General features: G+C 45.5%; 18 protein-coding genes and 1 tRNA gene. 16 read left to right on the plus strand and 3 right to left on the minus strand.

Annotated features, from left to right (window positions below):
- Positions 1 to 15 precede the first annotated feature (15 nt).
- Positions 16 to 966 (plus strand): sugar phosphate isomerase/epimerase family protein, encoded by a 951-nt coding sequence (locus tag CXK86_RS25955; protein WP_036616197.1) that lies wholly within the window; start codon positions 16 to 18, stop codon positions 964 to 966.
- A gap of 255 nt (positions 967 to 1,221) precedes the next feature.
- Positions 1,222 to 2,973, plus strand: a complete 1,752-nt coding sequence (locus CXK86_RS25960) for a hypothetical protein (RefSeq protein WP_101314803.1) — start codon at positions 1,222 to 1,224, stop codon at positions 2,971 to 2,973.
- A 146-nt stretch (positions 2,974 to 3,119) separates the two neighbouring features.
- Here the strand turns inward: CXK86_RS25960 and CXK86_RS32305 are convergent, their stop codons facing one another.
- Positions 3,120 to 3,398, minus strand: a complete 279-nt coding sequence (locus CXK86_RS32305; protein WP_180361871.1) for a hypothetical protein — start codon at positions 3,396 to 3,398, stop codon at positions 3,120 to 3,122.
- 608 nt (positions 3,399 to 4,006) lie between these two features.
- Between CXK86_RS32305 and CXK86_RS25970 the strand changes: the two genes are divergently transcribed.
- The 10 genes from CXK86_RS25970 (at position 4,007) to CXK86_RS26015 (ending at position 15,255) form a co-directional block, all read left to right on the plus strand.
- Entirely contained in the window at positions 4,007 to 5,740 is a 1,734-nt protein-coding gene (locus tag CXK86_RS25970; RefSeq protein ID WP_101314805.1) for a tetratricopeptide repeat protein, read from the plus strand.
- Positions 5,741 to 5,911: 171 nt separating this feature from the next.
- Positions 5,912 to 6,871 (plus strand): thioredoxin-disulfide reductase, encoded by a 960-nt coding sequence (trxB, locus tag CXK86_RS25975; RefSeq protein WP_036674745.1) that lies wholly within the window; start codon positions 5,912 to 5,914, stop codon positions 6,869 to 6,871.
- Positions 6,872 to 7,033: 162 nt separating this feature from the next.
- Positions 7,034 to 8,065 carry an AI-2E family transporter gene (locus tag CXK86_RS25980; protein WP_036616412.1) on the plus strand — a complete coding sequence of 344 codons (1,032 nt, stop codon included), beginning with the start codon at positions 7,034 to 7,036 and terminating at the stop codon, positions 8,063 to 8,065.
- Between the two features lie 447 nt (positions 8,066 to 8,512).
- The gene (locus tag CXK86_RS25985) at positions 8,513 to 9,463 is read left to right on the plus strand and encodes an ROK family glucokinase (protein ID WP_017691252.1); all 951 of its coding nucleotides are present in this window, start codon (positions 8,513 to 8,515) and stop codon (positions 9,461 to 9,463) included.
- A gap of 51 nt (positions 9,464 to 9,514) precedes the next feature.
- Positions 9,515 to 10,414: an RNase adapter RapZ gene (gene rapZ, locus CXK86_RS25990; RefSeq protein ID WP_017691251.1), complete on the plus strand. Its 900-nt coding sequence runs from the start codon at positions 9,515 to 9,517 to the stop codon at positions 10,412 to 10,414.
- 13 nt (positions 10,415 to 10,427) lie between these two features.
- Positions 10,428 to 11,414 carry a gluconeogenesis factor YvcK family protein gene (locus CXK86_RS25995; RefSeq protein ID WP_017691250.1) on the plus strand — a complete coding sequence of 329 codons (987 nt, stop codon included), beginning with the start codon at positions 10,428 to 10,430 and terminating at the stop codon, positions 11,412 to 11,414.
- A gap of 6 nt (positions 11,415 to 11,420) precedes the next feature.
- Positions 11,421 to 12,359 (plus strand): DNA-binding protein WhiA, encoded by a 939-nt coding sequence (whiA, locus tag CXK86_RS26000; protein ID WP_101314806.1) that lies wholly within the window; start codon positions 11,421 to 11,423, stop codon positions 12,357 to 12,359.
- A gap of 230 nt (positions 12,360 to 12,589) precedes the next feature.
- On the plus strand, positions 12,590 to 12,859 hold the full coding sequence (locus CXK86_RS26005; protein WP_017691248.1) for an HPr family phosphocarrier protein: 270 nt from the start codon (positions 12,590 to 12,592) through the stop codon (positions 12,857 to 12,859).
- Positions 12,860 to 13,015: 156 nt separating this feature from the next.
- Positions 13,016 to 13,768: an SIMPL domain-containing protein gene (locus tag CXK86_RS26010; protein ID WP_047841458.1), complete on the plus strand. Its 753-nt coding sequence runs from the start codon at positions 13,016 to 13,018 to the stop codon at positions 13,766 to 13,768.
- A gap of 389 nt (positions 13,769 to 14,157) precedes the next feature.
- Entirely contained in the window at positions 14,158 to 15,255 is a 1,098-nt protein-coding gene (locus CXK86_RS26015; RefSeq protein ID WP_101314807.1) for a stalk domain-containing protein, read from the plus strand.
- A gap of 168 nt (positions 15,256 to 15,423) precedes the next feature.
- On the opposite strand, the gene clpP is transcribed toward CXK86_RS26015, so the two are convergent.
- Together clpP and CXK86_RS26025 are read right to left on the minus strand one after the other, a co-directional pair.
- Positions 15,424 to 16,020, minus strand: a complete 597-nt coding sequence (gene clpP / locus CXK86_RS26020) for an ATP-dependent Clp endopeptidase proteolytic subunit ClpP (protein WP_017691245.1) — start codon at positions 16,018 to 16,020, stop codon at positions 15,424 to 15,426.
- Positions 16,021 to 16,196: 176 nt separating this feature from the next.
- Positions 16,197 to 16,271 (minus strand) — tRNA-Arg (locus tag CXK86_RS26025).
- Positions 16,272 to 16,697: 426 nt separating this feature from the next.
- Here CXK86_RS26025 and CXK86_RS26030 point away from each other — a divergent pair.
- The 4 genes from CXK86_RS26030 (at position 16,698) to tpiA (ending at position 20,959) form a co-directional block, all read left to right on the plus strand.
- Positions 16,698 to 17,723 carry a sugar-binding transcriptional regulator gene (locus CXK86_RS26030; RefSeq protein WP_036616216.1) on the plus strand — a complete coding sequence of 342 codons (1,026 nt, stop codon included), beginning with the start codon at positions 16,698 to 16,700 and terminating at the stop codon, positions 17,721 to 17,723.
- A 106-nt stretch (positions 17,724 to 17,829) separates the two neighbouring features.
- Positions 17,830 to 18,837, plus strand: coding sequence for a type I glyceraldehyde-3-phosphate dehydrogenase (gene gap, locus CXK86_RS26035; RefSeq protein WP_017691243.1), 1,008 nt, complete (start codon positions 17,830 to 17,832; stop codon positions 18,835 to 18,837).
- A gap of 151 nt (positions 18,838 to 18,988) precedes the next feature.
- A complete protein-coding gene (locus CXK86_RS26040; RefSeq protein WP_036616219.1) occupies positions 18,989 to 20,170 on the plus strand; it encodes a phosphoglycerate kinase in 1,182 nt (393 codons plus the stop codon).
- 36 nt (positions 20,171 to 20,206) lie between these two features.
- The gene (gene tpiA, locus CXK86_RS26045; RefSeq protein WP_036616221.1) at positions 20,207 to 20,959 is read left to right on the plus strand and encodes a triose-phosphate isomerase; all 753 of its coding nucleotides are present in this window, start codon (positions 20,207 to 20,209) and stop codon (positions 20,957 to 20,959) included.

Consider the following 20,959-nt stretch of genomic DNA (forward strand, 5'->3'; position numbering starts at 1 on the left):
GGAGAAGGAAAACAGATGCAGCACATAGACAAGGGCGAATACTCATTCTCAACATGTTGGAACATCAGGAAACATCCCATAGGGGAAGATATGATTCGGGAGATTGCGGATCTCGGCTTTCGTCGGGTGGAGCTCAATTATAATGTGACGAAGGAGATGCTCACGACGATTGAGCCCATGATTGAGCGTGGAGAGATCGGAATTTCTAGTGTCCACAACACCTTTCCACATGACCCTGATCCAGACTACGGTACGGATTCCATCTTGCTCGGCTTCGAAGATGAAGTGAAACGCAAGCGGGCGATCGAACTGCTGGTAGAGTCGGCTGAATATGCCCAACGTTATGGGGGAGAAGCTGTTGTTGTACACCCGGGAGAGGTACCTTTTCCTGAGGATATCAGCAAAGACCTTGGAAAGATCTATAACGAGGAAGGTCCGGATTCACCGAAGTATCACAGCAAATGGGCTGAATTGATGGAGCGGCGGGAAGCTCTCAGTTCAGGGTATGTAGAGAAAATTATCGCCAGTCTCGATGAGGTATGCAATCGGGCGGCAGCTAAAGGTCTGGATGTTCGTTTTGGTATCGAGACGAGATCCCGACCACAACAGATTCCTACCCTTTCCGAAGCCAAGACCATCATCACAGCTCTCAAAGGGGCTCCGGTTGGTATCTGGTACGATACCGGTCATGCCATCATGATGGACCGAATGGGCCTTTATGACAGTGTGGGAGAAATGCAAGGCCTGATGGATGATATCGTAGGGGTCCATATCCATGAGACACTTGGTCTCTCGGATCACTGGTGCCCGTATGTACACAGTAAGGATATGAACTTCTATGATGCCTATCTGCCGATGATTCGTCGCGCACAGGTGAAGGTGTATGAGTTGAAGTCTGCCTGTAAGGCAGAAGAGATTCATGAGAGTCATGACTTGCTAATGAAGAAGCTTGGAGTGACAGAGTAGGCGCGGTGAAGTGGGGAACAGTTTGCATGTTCACAGCCTGTGTTCAACGACTGTTTCCTCAGTGACGGAGACACATGAGTATTTAGTAAAACAAGCACAGATTTTCTGGCGACTTTTGTAGAAATATGATATATACTGACGAGAAAAATGAACTCACCTACGGGCGGTATGAGTAGGCTTCCGGTCTGAATTGAAGGCACTGAAGCAACATACTCCGCACATCGGGAGAATGCATTGGTATGGAGGGGACTGCACATGTACAAACAACTGGTGGACAGTAATGACAGAGCGGTAGAAAGAGGCATATCCCGGCAGATGCTTGACCCGGAAAGCCGTTACTATGGAGGGACAATTGATCCCTTCACAGGTGTTGCCTGGGTCAACCATACGACTGGAACGCCCACGGATATGTGTTACTGGGGAGCTGCGCTCTCCAATCCGGACTCTATCTATTACCGGGATGAATCGTTGTTAAATCGACTGCTGTTAGCTACGGAATTTGTACTCCGCTTCCAGCATGAAGATGGTTCAATATCGCCTGGCTGGACCAATTACCATTCCCCTCCGGATACTGCATTTGTCGTTGTAGGGTATTCACAGTTGTATCAGCTTCTTCAGCAGCAAGAATGGGAGCCGCTTCAACCTGTATTGAACAATATGAGGCTGTTTCTGGAACGTACAATCCCAACCATGCTTACAGGAGGTTGTCATACGCCTAATCATCGCTGGGTGCTATGCGCGGCGCTTGGTTTCCTGCATGAAATATTTGATCTGGAGGAAGCTGTGCAGCGCGCAGAGCAGTGGATGGATGAAGGCATGGATATTACACCCGATGGGGAGTGGACAGAACGGAGCAATGGGATATACAGCGCAGTTAGCGACATCATGTTAATTCATGCTGCGCGCCTGCTCAATCGTCCTGAATTGCTGGAACCAGTGAGGCTTAATCTCCGCATGATGGTGTATCTGGTCCATCCAACGGGTGAAATTGTTACGGATTATTCAGGGCGACAGGATCTGGGCAGTGTTCATGATCTGTCACCTTATTATCTGCCTTATGCCATTTTGGCTCGGCTGGACGGTGATCCACTCTTAGCCGGTATGGCAGCCTGGGCTGGAGATACATTGACAGATCCGGGAGTATGTTCGGTGAATACGCTCATTCGATTAATGCTTGAGCCGGAGCTTCAGCAGACGAATGATACACGTGATGCATTACCGGAACAGTATGAGGTCATGCTGAATGAACATTTTGTACGGGGAGAATATCTGGAGCAGATGGACTCAGTAGGGCATCACGGACGGATCTCTCACAGTCGGATGCATACGGATTTTGGTGCTCCAGTAGCCCGAATTCGGGATGGCGCTACAAGTGTGACTGTGATGACAGAAGTTCCTTCTTTCTTCGCTCTTCGTCATGGCAAGGTGCGCCTGCTGGCTGTGCAACTGGCCTCTTACTTTAATCCAGGGTATGTACCTATGCAGCAAATGACGAGGCTGTCCGAAGGCTATCGACTAACTGGTGAGCAGAAAAAAGGTTATTACGGCCCAATCCCTGCGAACCTGCTGCCAGAATCGGCTGCATCAGATATAAGTCCATGGTATTTGTTACCTCATCAGAGTCGTCAGCTTACTCATGAGCAGACATTCCGTGTAGGAGCAAAATTACAGCCAACGGAAAACGGATGGAACATGCATCTATCTGGACAGGAACCGGAGGACATTATGATGCAGTTATCCTTTGTATTCGGAAGCGAAGGTGAGCTGACCTGTGAGGACGCGATTGAAACGAGTGAGGGTCATTATTTGTGGAAAGGCGGTACATTACGCTATACCTGCGGAGAAGACTGGCTGGAGATCACCGGAGGCGAGCTGGGGCATCTGGCGGCAACGGTACGTGAGGCAAAACTGCCGGACAAGTGTAAGGTTGTGCTGGTCAATTTCATGACACCGTTTGATAAAACCGTTCATATTTCACTTTCACCTTCGATGGCGTCGAAGATCTAGATTTATTAAATATTTAAGCCATAATAGTTAGAAGACCGAGCCCAAATGCTCGGTCTTCTTTTTTTACGAACGACGAATGACTGCAATTAACGTTCTAAAATGATATTCCCACTGTCCAGCTCAGTCCAGTAATGTATGAACTATGATCATTTCAGTTGCTCTAACGCAGTTTCGATGGGTTTAGTGAACAGAGGATCATCTTTGGTTTTGCTCCAGTAAACGATAAGAACATTTCCTTTCTCATATAGAAAAGGGAATGTTGTAAATTGGGCGCTTTCCATGTGTTTATTGAATTCTTTTGTCCCGTTGATGCGACCCTTTTCTGAATTGAAAATATAAAAATGTATAAATTCAGGGCTATATGGTTCTTCTTCCACGGGCACTTCAACGGAGTACACCTCAGGTACAACATCATTTAATTTCAAAGGATACCCGGTGATACCAAAGGACACTAAATCCAGTTCTTGAGACTCGAGCGCGCTCAGTACATCCTCTAATGTGAACTTATTTTCTATGTTTTCTATATCTTTTGAACATCCATTCAAAGCAAACAAGCATATTAAGATGAATATAAGTGGTTTTATCTTTGAGATCCTCAATATAACATCCCCTTAAAATATTTATTTTTTATTACATACGCGAAAAAGAGGCTGAGAGACAGAGCTAATATACGTTGTTTAATTTTTAATGGAGATAAACCACTAAAAAGGACAATAAGGATAATAATACCATATACTACACTCGTATTAGTATAACCGGACCGAATCCAGTTAGATGCCGCGTAACCGACAAGAATAGACTAATGCAATACTGCAAAGAGAGCCTATGGTAAGTGAGTGTAGGAGTCTCTAGGTAAACATGGTTTTCCTTTGAATAAACAACGCTCCAAGGTGATAGGTTTCCGCAAAATGGAATATCATCTTCTTTTGCATTTTTTTCATAAACGACATGAAACTACATATTGAGAAGTGGGCCTTAAGATGTGGTATACTGAAGAGTATGAATGAAATGCAAAGAGGAGGTGCCTTGGAAGATGAAGGGCAAGCTAGTGCGGGCTGAGGGACACCTTGCCAATATTATACCGATTCACTTGGATGCTTCTTTCTTCTTTGAAAGAGCTGTCCGCTCGCTGGACCGTAATCATGTCGACAAGGCATTAAAATATTTTCGCAAAGCTGTTGAATACGAACCGGAAAATCCGGTAAATCATTGTAATATGGCGGGTATATTATCGGAGAAGGGGGATTACGAAGCCTCCAATGCCATTCTGGCTAACGTGCTGGAAGTGGTAGATCCGTCGATGACGGAATGTTATTTTTATATGGCGAACAATTATGCAAATATGGATCGGTTTGAGGAAGCCGAGCAAGCACTTGTTACCTATCTGGAGGAGGACACTCAAGGTCAGTTCATGACGGAAGCCGAAGAGATGATGGAGCTTCTGTATTATGAGCTGGATCGTCCGACTAAACTGAATCGAATCAAATCACGCAAAGGTGTAGTGGAGCACGATCAGGCACGGGAACTGCTGGAAGAAGGAAAATTTGCACAGGCTGCTGAATTGCTCGAAGGCATGTCTTCTGATTATCCTGATTACTTGGCTGCCCGTAACAATCTGGCACTCGCCTACTATTATATGGGTCTGTTTCCCAAAGCAAAAGAGACCATTGCCGAAGTGCTTGAACAGGAACCAGGTAATCTGCATGCACTCTGTAATTTGGCCATTTTCCATCAAAATGAGAACCGGGCTGATCAAGTGCTGCTTCTGATCAAAAAATTGCGGGTCATCGTGCCCTTCCAGCACGAACAAGTCTACAAACTGGCGACAACGATGGGAATTCTGGGCCAACACGATACGGCTTATGTTCACTTCCGGCGTTTGCTCAAGGACGAAGAGACAGCTGCTGATCCGGCACTTGCTCACTATGCAGCAGTGGCGGCTTATAATACAGAACGTTATGATGCTGCTGAGCGTTTATGGCATCATGTGTCCAAGCTTGATCCAGGTTCCGAAGTATCCCGGTATTATCTGTCAGGTCTTGAGGCTGTAAAACAAGGCGAGCAAGAGCCAGAGAAGCTGAGCTATCACTATCATCTGCCATTTGATGAGCAATTCAGACAGTGGGAGAACTACGGTAGTGGCATACCTGAAGAAATGAAGAATGATCCACTGATTCGCTCATCCTTCTTCTGGGCATTGCGTCATGGTGATCGGGCAACCAAGCTACAGGTTATTCATGCGCTTGGGATGATTGGTGACTATGAGGTGCAACAGGCTCTGCAATCCTTTATTGAAGAGCCTGGAGAAGAACAGGATCTGCTTGAGGCAGCACAAACTGTACTGAACGGATTGAAATCGGCTGAACATGAGGATCGGAATACTCAGGTGGTTCGACCCTTTTCTCCTGTAGCCTTGAAGTCTATTGGGAAGGTTCAATCCACATCAGAACAATCGGACACTGGTTCAACCTCCCATTGGCAGGCGGTTGTTGATCGTGCGTTACAGATGTCTGAAGCAAAGGCTGAGTTGCAGCAAGAGATGGAACGGCTCTGGACGGATTATGTATCCCGGGTACATCCGGAAGTTCCGGGTACGAAGCAGATTGAGGGTTGGGCTGCAGGACTTGAATATTTGGCAGCGAAGAATCACAGTCGGCCCGTTACCTATCAAAGCATTGCTGAGCGGTATGGGATATCGGCATCAACGGTTAGCAAGTATGCTAAACAGATTCATTCGGTTTGTAACAGCAAGCCACCACTAGTATAGAAAGTTCGCTTCAACTCGTTTTCAGAAAGACATCATCAGGTGAAGGATACAACAACCGGGAAAACGGGTAAACTTAACGAATGGGCTTCGTAAACGCCTGTAGGATATCATCTTGGCAAGTTCATCGCTAGTACAACACATTCTCACCTTAATTAAGGAGGCTGTATCTATATGTCTAAATACAGAACGATTGTGATCGGAACGGGACCTGCGGGTCTGACAGCAGCGATATATCTGGCTCGTGCTAATCTGAAACCACTGGTTATCGAAGGTCTTCAGCCGGGTGGTCAATTGACGACGACAACGGAAGTTGAGAATTTCCCCGGTTTCCCGCAAGGTATCATGGGTCCGGAACTGATGGACAACATGCGTAAGCAAGCTGAACGTTTTGGAGCGGAATTCAAAAACGGTTGGGTGGAAGAGGTTGATTTCAGCAAACCGCCCTTCAAGGTCAAAGTTGGAGGAATCGGTGAACTGGAAGCTGAATCGATCATTATCTCCACAGGTGCTTCCGCTCGTTATCTCGGTATTCCGGGCGAGCAGGAAAATGTGGGACGTGGTGTAAGTACATGCGCGACATGTGACGGTTTCTTCTTCCGTGGCAAAAAAATCGTGGTCGTGGGCGGTGGAGACTCCGCGATGGAGGAAGCGAGTTTCCTGACTCGTTTTGCAACAGACGTGACATTGGTTCACCGCCGGGATGAATTACGTGCATCCAAGATTATGCAGGATCGGGCTCGCAGCAATGAAAAGGTGAAGTGGGCGCTGAACCGTACTCCACTCGAAGTCGTACCAGAAGCTTTGGGTGTCAAAGGGCTGAAAGTGCGCAACAACGAGACGGGGCAGGAAGAGTTGCTTGAAGCAGATGGCGTATTCGTTGCCATTGGTCACACACCGAATACCGGATTCCTGGGTAATGCGATTGCACTGGACGAACATGGCTATGTTGTCGTTAAACCCGGAACAACGGAGACCAATATTCCAGGTGTATTTGCCTGTGGCGATGTTCAAGATACGAAGTATCGTCAAGCTATTACGGCTGCAGGATCAGGATGTATGGCGGCAATGGATTGTGAGAAGTTCCTTGAAGGAAGCATTGTCCATGATTGGAGCGAAACGTTGGATAAATAAGCATTACATGCGTGAGGTTAGGCATATGCTGGGAATAAGAGACAACGGGAAGTCTCATGAAATGAGAGAAGCCGGAAGGCTTCTCTTTTTTTGAAACTACAGTGGGCATGAGATCGTATACATATAGGGCATATTAGCTGTGAGGTGAAGATTTTGGGGGAAATGATAAAAGATTGGTTACAGAATGCGACAGTGAGACGATTTTTAATCCTGCTCTTGTTCTGTTTAATTTTGTTCAGTATGGGGAGTATGCTGCACATGATTCTGCTGTTGTTCCTGGTGACGTATGTCATGAACAGGTTACAGCATTTCATTACAGGTGGTTTAAATCGGTTGTTTCCAATCAATTATAAAGTTGTAGTCATCCTACTCTATATGATTGTGATTGCAGTCATTGTGCTTGGCATTTCCAGATATTCACCACGGATCGTGGATCAGGTCGTCCAGTTGACAAACGAGATTATGAAATTTCTGGATAGTGCAGACGGTGATAATTTTGCGTCCAAAATTGCGGGTTATCTTCAATCCTTCGATATTAAAAATTACACCAATGATGCATTGAAATATATTTTCGCTTTGAGCAAATGGCTGGAGTTTATTCTGCTCGTCATCATTCTGAGTCTGTTCTTCTTGTTGCAGAAGCAGGAGATATCCAAGTTCACGTCCAAGTTCAAAACAAGTAAAATTGGATGGTTCTACAATGAAGTTGCTTATCTGGGAGACAAGTTCGTATCTTCTTTTGGTAAAGTCATTGAGGCACAGCTTCTTATTGCGGTGTTTAATACGGTACTGACGATACTGGGCTTATGGATTCTGGGTTTCCCGTATCTGTTCGCTCTGACCATTCTGGTGTTCATGCTCAGTCTGGTTCCCGTTGCGGGGGTTATCATCTCACTTGTACCGCTCTGTCTGATTGGGTATCAGATGGGTGGACTGAAATTAAGCATTATTGTGATCATCATGATTATTGTTATTCATGCTTTGGAGACGTACTTCCTGAATCCAAAACTGATGGCACACAAGACCAAATTGCCAATGTTCTACACCTTTATCGTACTAATTCTGTCGCAACACTTTCTGGGGATCTGGGGACTGATCATTGGTATTCCGATCTTTGTCTTCCTGCTCGATATTCTGGATGTGAACAAGATGGAGAAGACGGAAGAGCCGGTACGTGTGGAAACGAAGTTATAACGTAGAAAAATCAACTGAGTCAGCCCAATTTCTACAATTTTAGATTTTCATAAAAGTAAGGGAGCCTTCCTGTGGATGGAAGGCTCTTTTTTTGTTGGCAATACCGTCATTAGATAGCTTTCTGCGTAAAAATGACAGGTGGCGGGGTGCATAAGATGAGTCACCTATATGAGGGGACGATGTTGATCTTTTATGAATGGAACGAGTGAAGATGCAATATCATGAGTTGAGGCTTCCTCTGTTATGGGGAGGAAGGAATAAAGCGTGCGTTTATAAATGAAGGTAATGAGGATGTATACGTATTCAAAAACGGTGCGTGATGTGGTTCACAACCCCGGCGGAGCAGGAGGTACTAGAGGTCTTCTCGTCTTGACCCAGGCGTATCCTTCAATTATAGTTGGTACGTAGGACTTAAACTATTTTAGATAGATAAAGGTGGCTTGCAGCATGTCTGAGAAAATCTACGTTGGGGTCGATCTCGGCGGAACAGCAATCAAGGTCGGTATATGCGATGAACAAGGTCAGCTAATGCATACGTATGAAGGACCGACTGAAGTGGATAAGGGCGTAGACACGGTCATCGCCAACATCGAGAAGTATGTCCGACATATCGTAGCCGAATCACCGTACAGTTGGGAACAGCTTGAGGGTGTAGGTGCTGGAGTGGCCGGTTTCACGAATGTACGCGAGGGAATTATCGTTCATGCCCCTAACATCGGATTTCGGAATGTGGCCATTCGTTCGATTCTGGAAGAACGTCTGGGCAAGCCAATCAAAATAGATAACGATGCAAACGTGGCTGCACTGGGTGAAGTCTGGGCAGGTGCGGGTAAAGGCGTAGACAACTGCGTATGTTATACACTCGGTACGGGTGTTGGCGGAGGCTTGATCCTGAATGGTAACATTTATCAGGGTTTCTCCGGTATGGCGGGAGAACTGGGTCATATCAGTGTTGTACCTGATCTGGAAGCCATCAAATGCGGTTGTGGTAAAATGGGATGTGTAGAAACAGTATCGTCTGCAACGGGTATTATCCGTATGGCAAAGGATGCCGTAGAGCGCGGGGATCATACGTCACTGGCACTCGTCGACAAGATTGCAGCCAAAGAAGTATTTGATGCTGCCAAGGCAGGCGATGAAGTGGCACAGCGCATTGTGAATCGTGCGGCCTTTTACCTGGGCAAGTCCATGGCTACTGTAGCAGCTGTCATTAACCCGGAGATGTTCATCATCGGTGGCGGCGTATCCAAAGCGGGCAATTTCTTGTTTGATGAAATCCGTACTGTGTTTGCTAAGCTGACGCCAGAACCGTTGCAAGATGGGGTTCAGATTCTGGAAGCTACACTTGGTAATAATGCAGGTATTGTGGGTGCAGCAGGTCTTCTCTTGCGTTCCTAGTATCCTCGTAACAATATATGAAGACAGCAATATGATAAGGAGGGGACATTTATGCTTGAAGGTGAAGGATCACCAGGCACAGGCGCCACGCTCATTATCATTACGGGCATGTCCGGAGCAGGTAAAACCATTGCAGTACAAAGCCTGGAGGATCTGGGTTTCTTCTGTGTGGATAATCTGCCGCCGGTATTGATTCCAAAATTTGCGGAACTAATTGAACAGTCAAACGGCAAGATTGGTAAGGTTGCATTGGTTATCGATCTGCGCGGGCGTGAATTCTTTACGGCTCTGTCCGAGTCTTTGAACTATATTAAAGATCATTTTACCATTCATTGCGAGATTTTATTCCTGGATGCTACAGATTCTGTACTTGTTCAGCGTTACAAAGAAAGCAGGCGCAGACATCCTCTGGCTCCTGAGGGCATGCCGCTGGATGGCATCCGACTGGAACGCAAGATGTTGGAGGAACTCAAAAACTCTGCGACTCAGGTACTGAATACAAGTACAATGAAGCCTGCTCAACTGAAAGAACGTATCATATCCCGTTTTTCTCATCTCGAGAGCCAAATGCTGTCGGTGAATATTACGTCGTTTGGATTCAAGTATGGGATTCCGATTGATGCTGATCTGGTGTTTGATGTACGTTTTTTACCGAATCCACATTATATTGATCATTTGCGACCGAATACGGGACAGAATAGTGATGTGTACGAATATGTTATGAAGTGGCCAGAGACACAGGCGTTTCTGACCAAGCTGCTGGATATGCTGCATTTCCTGATTCCGCAATACCGGAAGGAAGGCAAAAGCCAGGTTATTATTGGAATCGGCTGTACCGGAGGCAAGCATCGTTCGGTAGCAATATCGGAATATTTGGGCAAGATGTTGGGAAGCAGCGAGACAGAAGCTGTTACCGTGAGCCATCGCGACGCTGACCGGGACCGTCATTGAAGAGGGTGAAGGGATGAAAGAGGCCGGACCACGAAGAGAACGTCCGAGAATAGTTGTAATGGGCGGCGGAACCGGATTATCCGTGATGCTGCGCGGTTTGAAAGAGAAGCCGCTGGATATCACGGCCATCGTCACAGTTGCAGATGACGGTGGAAGTTCAGGCATCCTGCGCAATGAGCTACAGATGCCGCCTCCGGGCGACATTCGCAACGTGCTTACGGCACTGGCTGATGTAGAACCATTGCTTTCAGATATGTTGAAGTACCGTTTCAATACAGGCGCGGGGCTTGCAGGCCACAGCTTGGGAAATTTGATTTTGGCTGCAATGACGGATATTTCGGGCGACTTTGTGACCGCAGTGCGGGAGCTTAGCCGCGTGTTTGCCGTTCGAGGTGAGGTATTGCCAGCCGCAGGCCAGGCCGTTGTGTTGCATGCCGAGATGGAAGATGGGACAATTATTACAGGTGAGTCCAAAATCCCTGAGGCGGGTGGACGCATCAAACGTGTTTTCCTTGAACCGGATCACGTGGAGCCGTTGCCAGAGGCAGTAGAGGCCATTCGTCAAGCTGATGCTATTCTGATCGGGCCAGGCAGCCTCTATACAAGCATCCTTCCCAATTTACTCGTACCTAAGCTTGCAGAAGCTGTGGTAGAGGCTGATGCGGTGAAGATGTTTATCTGTAATGTGATGACACAGCCGGGAGAAACAGATAACTATACGGTAAGTGACCACCTTAAGGCGGTACACGAGCATATAGGTCATCAGCTCTTCGACTATGTTATCGTAAATAATGGTGATATTCCGCTGCAAGTGCAAAATAAGTATGCGGAAAAAGGAGCAAAACCGGTTGTACTGGATATGAATGTACTCGAAAGTGCCGGTTATCAGGTGGTTGCAGATACCCTTGTTCTGTTCAAAACCTATCTGCGTCATGATGCTGACAAGTTAAGTCATCACATCTACCAACTGGTACAAAATTGGATGTTACGGAAGAGGTGAAGTCCCATGTCGTTTGCAGCACAGACCAAAAAAGAATTAACCATGATCGAGAGCGAACCGTGCTGCGAAAAGGCGGAACTTTCAGCCCTCATCCGTATGCTTGGTGCAGTGCAGTTATCGAATAAAAAAGTGATCTTGGATATTTCGACGGAGAATGCCGCGATTGCAAGACGGGCATACTCTCTGCTTAAAAAGCATTTTCAAGTGCATACGGAATTACTGGTCCGCAAAAAAATGCGGCTGAAAAAGAACAATGTATATATTGTTCGTATTCCAACCATGGTACAGGAGATTCTCAATAGTCTTCATATTGTATCTGAGGGCTTTCTCTTTACCCCAGGGATTAGTACGGAATTGTTTCAGCAAAACTGTTGTAAACGAGCCTATCTTCGCGGTGCATTTCTCGCAGGTGGATCGGTTAATAATCCGGAAGGTTCCTCGTACCATCTGGAGATTTCGTCTATGTATGAAGAGCACTGTCAGGCACTGGTTGATCTGGCCAATGAATTTCATCTGAATGCCCGGTGTATAGAACGGAAAAAAGGATTCATCCTATACATTAAGGAAGGCGAGAAAATCATTGAGCTGCTCAGCATCATTGGTGCTCATCAGGCCTTGTTCAAGTTTGAAGATGTACGAATTATGCGCGACATGCGTAACTCCGTTAATCGGATTGTCAATTGTGAGACCGCCAACCTGAACAAAACGATTGGAGCGGCGGTAAGACAAATCGATAATATTCGGTTGTTACAAAAGGAAGTTGGTCTGGAATCTTTGCCTGAGAAACTTCGCGAAGTGGCGGAGGTTCGACTCGCTCATCCGGATATCAACTTGAAGGAAGTTGGCGAGCTCCTTAAAGGTACAGTCAGCAAGTCGGGAGTGAACCATCGGCTTCGTAAAATTGATGAGCTGGCTGAGAAAGTACGCACGGAACGTTATGGTTAAGACGGAGTAGGGTAAAGTAACAAGGTCGGGAAAGTCAACCGTTAAGGATCTAGGGGACTTACTTAGGTCATTGGATGCGCGCTGTGCAAAAGATGAAATAGGGCAAGATAATGCCCGTCAAAGCACCCTGAGTTTTTTCTTCTAGTGTCCTGCACGGGTTAATGGTATAATGTTGTTTAAATATAATTGTGTATTTAATGTCCAGATTTCATAATAGGGGGTAAGTTTCCATGACAAAGCACCCGGTAGTTGTCCGTTTGAAAACGGGTCTCCATGCCAGACCTGCGGCACTGTTCGTTCAAGAAGCGAATAAGTACTCGTCTGAAGTGTTCGTCGAGAAGGACGACAAAAAAGTTAATGCAAAAAGTATCATGGGGATCATGAGCCTTGCAATTAGCACAGGTACGGAAATCCAGATTAGTGCAGAAGGCGCGGATGCCGAACAGGCTGTAAACGCTTTAGTTAGTCTGGTAAGCAAGGAAGAGCTCGAAAACCAATAAGATATGATCAATCCAATGAAGAAGTCCCGAAAGGGGCTTTTTTGCGTTTTTCAAGTTTATGCTATCGTCAAGTGCAACATTATGGAATTTGTCCCGTCTGTTAAGGTATCAAATCGTTTAAAGTTTGAGATGTTAACACATAAGGAGGCTATCGTGATGGGTAAACAATGGATGAAACCGTTTGGTGCGGTGCTGGTGGCAAGTACGTTGCTTGTTGGAGGAACAGCATGGGTTGCACCAGGTAACTATGCTTACGCTGCAGAGGTTCAGGGAGTACAGCAGAATGTGATTAATGTTGTGGGTAAAGGTGAGATTCAGGTGAAGCCTGATATCGCGTATCTGTCCATTGGTGTGAACAGTACTGCAGAGACAGCAGCATCTGCTCAAAAAGCGAATGCTGCCAAGGTTCAAAAGGTATCCAACTTGCTGAAGAATACGTGGAAGATCAGTGCAGACGACATTCAAACGAGTCAGTTCTCTGTACAACCCAACTATACGTATAGCGAAAAAGACGGACAACAAATTAAAGGATATACAGCGCATCATACGCTGACAGTCACATATCGTCAGATGGATAAGATTGGCGAGTTGCTCGATGCTGCTTCGGGTGCGGGTGCCAACAATATTGAAAACGTGCGCTTTACTGTAGAAAATCCGGAAAGTTATGAGTCCCAAGTGATTGAAAAAGCTGTTGCCAATGCAGATGTGAAAGCGGGCGCCATTGCAAAAGCAGTTAAACGTCAACTGGGTGCTGTTCTTTCCGTGAGCCAAGGTGATGCCAATGTGCCTGTATTCTATGCAAGCGAGGCGTTGATGTCCAAAGCACAAGATACAGCAGGTGGCACTGAGATTGAAACAGGCCAGGTTAAAGTAAGCACAATCCTGAATATCACGTATGAAATGAAATAAACAAGAGTGAACTAAGGATTGTAAGCTCAAGTAACCTTTATAAGTGTCATTTGAAGGGTACAACGAAATAATGACAAAGACTTTGTCCTGTGGACAGAGTCTTTTTTTGTTGGAAAAGCAAACTTTGATGAAGTTAGATAGGAGGGAACTTTATTCGAAGCAACATGAAATGTTGTATATTGGTATCTTTTTTGTATAGTTGTTCGTGACAAAAAGGTCATATCCCCATATATTTTCCTACTGATATTCATCAACATTGTAACTCGAGCTGTAAACCTTTCCGAAATCGGGTTAATTATAATAGAGAGGTGAGCGTATGAGATATGCGATCAGGTCAGGATTACATACGCAATGATCCCTAATTGTGAATTCGGAGAGGAGTTTTATATATGACATCATGGAAAAAATGGACAAGTGCATTGCTCGCAGCAGGAATTATTGTAGGTAGCGGTTCGGTGTGGCAGGACAGTTCGGTTCAGGCGGCATCGGTATCCTCGAAAGTGACAACCACAGCTGAGGTGACCCTGAAGTCGGGTGGAAAAACACTGACTCAAAAAGGACTTCTTCAAGGTGGTTCAACTTGGGTATCTCTTACGGCAGTTAAAGATGTGGCAGGTGGAACGCTGAAATATGATGCGAAAACCAAAGAGTACGCTTTGACAGCAGCCAATAACACAATGACGATCAGCCTATTGGATGGCGAGCCGAGTGTTCGAATTAACAACTATTATCCTCAAGTGGAAGCAAAATTGATTCAGGGTCGATTATATATCCCATTCTCGGCAATGAGAGATTATCTGGGTGTACAGGGGAATTGGGATGGCAAAACCAAAACGTTGACACTCAGCAAGGTGAAACAAAATAACGTTAAAATTAAAGCGGCAACAGTTAATGTTACTGTAAAAAATGCTGAAGTAGATGTTCAATATCCGCAAGTGAGTGGACTTGCCAGCAAAGAAGCTGAAGCGGCGATCAACAAAGTGCTGAAAGACGAAGTGGATGCTTATGTAGCTGACTTCAAGAAACAGACATCTGAATTCGGCGGTGCAACAGCCAACCGTCCATATGCATTTGAGAGCTCCTATGTAGTGACGTACAACGAAAAAGGCGTGCTGGGACTCATTACACAACGATATGAGGATTATGCTGGCGCTCATGGCATGACATACCGTACGGGACACACCTTTGCACTGGACACAGGCAAGGAGCTTACGTTAGATGATGTGCTGCAAAATAACAAAACGATGCGCGAGACGTTGAGTAAAAAAGTGGGTGAGCAACTGAAAGCCCGCGGTGGATACCTCGACGGTTATAAAGGGTTGAATAAAGATCAAGATTTCTATGTGACACCAACGGGTGTAGTTGTGTTCTTCCAGTTGTATGAATATACGGCGTACGCAGAGGGATTCCCTGAAATGCCATTTACGTATAAAGAGCTTCTCCCTAAAGGTACAGAACCTTTCAGTAATGTATCTGGAACCAAATAAAGAAATCATTATTATGCACTCTTAAGTTTTCTTCCTTATAAAATGAAAAAAGAAGCCCCCATCATAATTATGATGAGGGCTTCTTCTCGTATAGACAACACAATTATATGTTGCTGATTACGTTAGGTGTTGATTATGTTAACGCGTAGACCGTGGTCTACGTCACACTTAGATGCCTTGTGATCCTACGTTTTCGATAACTTTATCAATGATACCGTAATCGGCGGCTTCAGCAGCACTCATGAAGTAGTCACGATCTGTATCTTTCTCAATCCGCTCCAGCGGTTGACCTGAACGCTCAGAGATGATGCGGTTCAACGTATCACGCATTTTCAAAATGCGACGAGCACGGATTTCGATGTCAGAAGCCTGACCTTGTGCACCACCAAGTGGTTGGTGAATCATAATTTCACTGTTTGGTAATGCAAAACGTTTACCTTTTGCACCGGCATTCAACAAGAATGCACCCATGGAAGCCGCCATACCTACACAGATGGTAGATACATCCGGTTTGATGAATTGCATTGTATCGTAAATCGCCATACCGGCTGTAATCGATCCGCCTGGGCTGTTGATGTATAAGTGAATGTCTTTCTCCGGATCTTCCGCAGCCAGGAACAACATCTGTGCCATAATGGCATTAGCCACTACGTCATTAACATCGCTACCAAGGAAAATAATACGATCCTTCAGCAATCTGGAGTAGATGTCGTAGGCGCGCTCACCCCGGTTGCTCTGTTCAACGACCATTGGAATAAAACTCACGTGAAAAACCTCCTTGGAATGTAAATGTTATTGGTGTTTATACTTAAACTGTTACCGTATTACCCACATAATAAACAATTCCAAACAAAAAGTCAAAGAAAGTCAAACTAACTTGCAAAAAAAAGAAACCTTTCCGGTTTCATTGGTTAAATGGGTTATGAGCTGTTAAATAAAAATGGCGCGCCCGCCAAGAATCGAACTTGGATCTCAGGCTTCGGAGGCCTACGTCATATCCATTGGACCACGGGCGCACATTATGTGACAGCAATAATGATTATAGCTCATGAAATATTTAATTGCAAGCAGTTCGTTGTGGTATTGGTTTGGATTAACCTAAAAATGATCATGATGAAGAAGAGTGGATAAAGAGTACATTTAAGTAAATGCTATTAGAGGTTTTGGACATGCCGTATGAAATGTGATTCTGAGCGATATGTAGATTGAATTCATTTGTTTCTTCTATATATGGTATGCGTGAGCTAGTCCTAGATCATGGAAGTCTAAGATTGTGAAAATAGGCGCGTACAAACGCTGAATGCGTGTCGAAATAACACGTTGAAACACTTGCATGTCGCGTCAGTTTTAGGTAGAATAGACGTGGGACTTAAAAAGTTAACCCGGGACGTTTTAGGGCCACGAAAGAGAGCTTAGAACGAGAACTTGCGGGAGTGGAAAGCATGCGAACGATTTTAGAAGTACAAAAGCAGCTTCTGCCTGATCTCATGGATATCTTGAAAAAGAGGTATACGATTCTGCAACAGATCATGTTATCGGATGTGATCGGACGGAGAACGTTAGCTAATTCCATGCAGATGACCGAGCGGGTTCTGAGGGCTGAGACCGATCTGTTAAAGGCTCAGGGACTTATTGAAATTGACAGTGCAGGAATGAAGATCAGCGAGGCAGGGTATGATTTGCTGCAGCAGTTAGAGCCCGTAGCCAAAGAGCTGTTCGGATTATCCGAGCTGGAAGAGCGCATCAAGCAAGCCTACGGTCTGCAAAAGGTAGTTGTGGTTCCTGGCGATTCGGACGTTTCTCCATTTGCCAAAAGGGAACTGGGCAGAGCCGGAGCGAAGGCTCTCGGCAATATCATGAGTGACAACGACGTTGTCGCCGTTACTGGCGGTTCAACAACGGCCGAAGTCGCAGAACAACTAAATCCGCCAACATCGCTCAAAGGTGTCTGGTTCGTACCGGCACGCGGTGGACTTGGAGAAAGCCTTGAAATTCAGGCTAATACGATCGCATCCACAATGGCAAAACGGGTAGGGGCGCAATACAAACTCCTGCATGTACCGGATTTGCTCAGTGATCATGCCTATGAATCATTAATCCAGGACCCTAGTGTTCAGGAGATTCTGCAGCTGATCAGGCAATCACGGATTGTTATTCATGGAATTGGTGATGCCGTAGAGATGGCCAAAAGACGCAAACTTGCGACGGAGATTATAGATGAACTTCAGGAGCAAGGGGCCGTATCTGAATCTTTCGGTTATTACTTTAATGATCAGGGTAAGGTGGTACATACCATGCTTACACTGGGTATGCGACTTCAGGATATTGAACGAACCGATGTTGTGATTGGAATTGCAGGTGGCAAAAGCAAAGCTGCTGCTATACATTCCGTGTTACGATTTGGTCAGGAAGATATTCTGATTATTGATGAGGCTGCTGCCGAAGTCATCGTTGCTGAAATGGAATAAGGTTTTACTTTGTATCACAACTATTGTTGTCTTGACGGACTTCACCGTCTGTCTTGAATATATAAGTTTCATAAAAAATTAATCAAAACTTGGGAGGAACTTACTCATGATTAAAGTAGGTATTAACGGTTTTGGACGTATTGGACGCTTGGCATTCCGCCGTATTCAAAATGTAGCAGGCATCGAGGTAGTAGCAATCAACGACTTGACTGACGCTAAAATGCTCGCTCATTTGCTCAAATATGATACAACTCAAGGTCGCTTCGATGGCGATGTTGAAGTACACGATGGCTTCTTCAAAGTGAACGGCAAAGAAGTTAAAGTATTGGCTAACCGTAACCCGGAAGAACTTCCTTGGGGCGACCTGGGCGTAGATATCGTTCTGGAATGTACTGGTTTCTTCACAACTAAAGAAGCAGCTGAGAAACACTTGAAAGGTGGAGCTAAGAAAGTTGTTATCTCCGCACCAGCTACTGGCGACATGAAAACCATCGTTTACAACGTAAACCATGAAATCCTCGACGGTACTGAAACTGTAATCTCCGGCGCATCTTGCACAACAAACTGCCTGGCACCTATGGCAAAAACACTGCAAGACAAATTCGGAATCGTTCAAGGTTTGATGACTACAATTCACGCTTACACTGGCGACCAAAACACGTTGGATGCTCCACACCCTAAAGGTGACTTCCGTCGTGCTCGCGCAGCAGCTGAAAACATCATCCCTAACACAACTGGTGCTGCTAAAGCAATCGGTCTGGTAATCCCAGAACTGCAAGGCATCCTTGATGGTGCAGCTCAACGTGTACCAGTAGCTACTGGTTCCCTGACTGAGCTCGTAACTGTTCTGAACAAAAAAGTAACTGCTGAAGAAGTTAACGCAGCTATGCAAGAAGCTTCCGATCCAGAAACTTTCGGATACACAGAAGACGAAATCGTATCTTCCGATATCCAAGGAATCACTTTCGGTTCCCTGTTTGATGCAACTCAAACTAAAGTTCTGACTGTTGGCGACCAACAATTGGTTAAAACTGTAGCTTGGTATGACAATGAAATGTCCTACACTGCACAATTGGTTCGCACTTTGGAGCACTTTGCAAAAATGATTAAGTAATATCTGTAATAACATAGAGCGGAAACAGATGCTATATTGTTTCCGCTCTTTATATATCTACATTTTGCAAATTTCTCAAAAACACCAGGATTGACGAGGGATTTTAGCTCTTGATTGGTCCACCAAATACATGGGTGCGGAGGAAATACAGATGAACAAAAAAAGTGTACGCGATATCGAATTGACAGGGAAACGGGCTTTTGTCCGTGTAGATTTCAATGTGCCGCTCGAAGATGGTAAAATTACAGATGACAAACGTATTCGTGCAACGCTTCCTACAATCAACTTCTTGATTGAAAAAGGCGCTAAAGTCATTTTGGCAAGCCACATGGGTCGTCCTAACGGCGAAGTGGTTGAATCTTTGCGTTTGACTCCAGCAGCTGAGCGTTTGTCTGAATTGCTTGGTAAAACAGTTGTTAAAGCTGACGGTTCTGTTGGTGACGCTGTTAAAGCTCAAATCGCTGAACTGAACAACGGCGACGTATTGTTGCTTGAAAACGTTCGTTTCCACGCAGGCGAAGAGAAAAACGATCCGGAACTGGCAAAACAATTTGCTGAACTGGCTGACGTTTTCGTTAACGATGCGTTTGGCGCGGCTCACAGAGCACACGCTTCGACTGAAGGAATCGCTCACTTGCTTCCAGCAGTGTCCGGTTTGTTGATGGAGAAAGAACTTGAAGTGTTGGGTAAAGCAATTTCCAACCCTGAGCGTCCTTTCACAGCTATCATTGGTGGATCCAAAGTTAAGGACAAAATCGATGTAATCGACAACCTGCTGAACATTGCAGACAACGTAATCATCGGTGGCGGTCTGACTTACACGTTCTTCAAAGCACAAGGACATGAAATTGGACAATCCTTGCTGGATGATTCCAAACTTGATGTTGCTCTCGGTTTTATCGAAAAAGCGAAAAAATTGGGCAAAAACTTCTACCTGCCGGTAGATATCGTAGTGTCTGACGATTTCAGTGCGAAAGCAAACACACAAATCGTTGACATCGATGGTATCCCAGCAGATTGGGAAGGTATCGACATCGGTCCTAAAACACGTGAGATCTATGCTGATGTAATCAAAAACTCCAAATTGGTTGTGTGGAACGGACCAATGGGCGTATTTGAAATCGAGCCATTCTCCCACGGTACTCGTGCAGTAGCGGAAGCTTGCGCTGAGACAGAAGCTTACACTGTAATTGGTGGCGGTGACTCCGCAGCAGCAGCTGAGAAGTTCAAATTGGCTGACAAAATGAACCACATCTCTACAGGTGGCGGTGCATCGCTCGAGTTCATGGAAGGTAAAGTACTTCCAGGCGTAGTGGCATTGAACGACAAGTAAGTTTTAGTAGTCTATAGCATGAAGGAGTTGAAACCCATGAGAACACCGATTATCGCAGGTAACTGGAAAATGTTCAAAACGGTTTCCGAATCCAATGACTTCATTCAGGAAGTTAAAGGAAAAGCGGAAGTTGAAGGCGTGGAAACTGTAATCTGCGCACCGTTTACAAATCTGCCATCCCTGGTAGAAGCTGTTAAAGGCACAAACATCAAAATTGGTGCACAAAATCTTCATTTTGAAGATAACGGTGCATTCACAGGTGAAATCAGCGGCGTGATGCTGAAAGACCTGGGTGTGGATTATGTCATTATTGGTCACTCGGAGCGCCGTCAATATTTTGCGGAAACCGATGAGACTGTCAATAAAAAGTTGCATGCAGCATTCCGTCACGGATTGACTCCAATCTTCTGCCTTGGTGAGACGCTTGAAGAGCGTGAAGCGAACCAAACAAAAGATGTATGCAAAGTGCAAACAGTAGCTGCTTTTGCAGGTCTGTCTGCAGAGCAAGCGGCACAAGTTGTTATCGCTTATGAGCCAATCTGGGCGATTGGTACAGGCAAATCCTCCACTTCCCAAGATGCGAATGAAGTTATTGCTTACATTCGTACGCTGGTGAAGGATCTGTACAACGAGACGGTTGCGAATGCAGTTCGTATTCAATACGGCGGCAGTGTTAAACCAGAGAACGTAACAGAATACCTCGGACAAAGCGACATCGACGGCGCACTTGTTGGCGGTGCCAGCTTGCAGCCGGCTTCGTTCATCGCGCTTGTTGAGGGGGCGAAGTAA

This window comes from Paenibacillus sp. BGI2013 (assembly GCF_002843485.1).
GTDB classification, from domain to species: domain Bacteria; phylum Bacillota; class Bacilli; order Paenibacillales; family Paenibacillaceae; genus Paenibacillus; species Paenibacillus amylolyticus.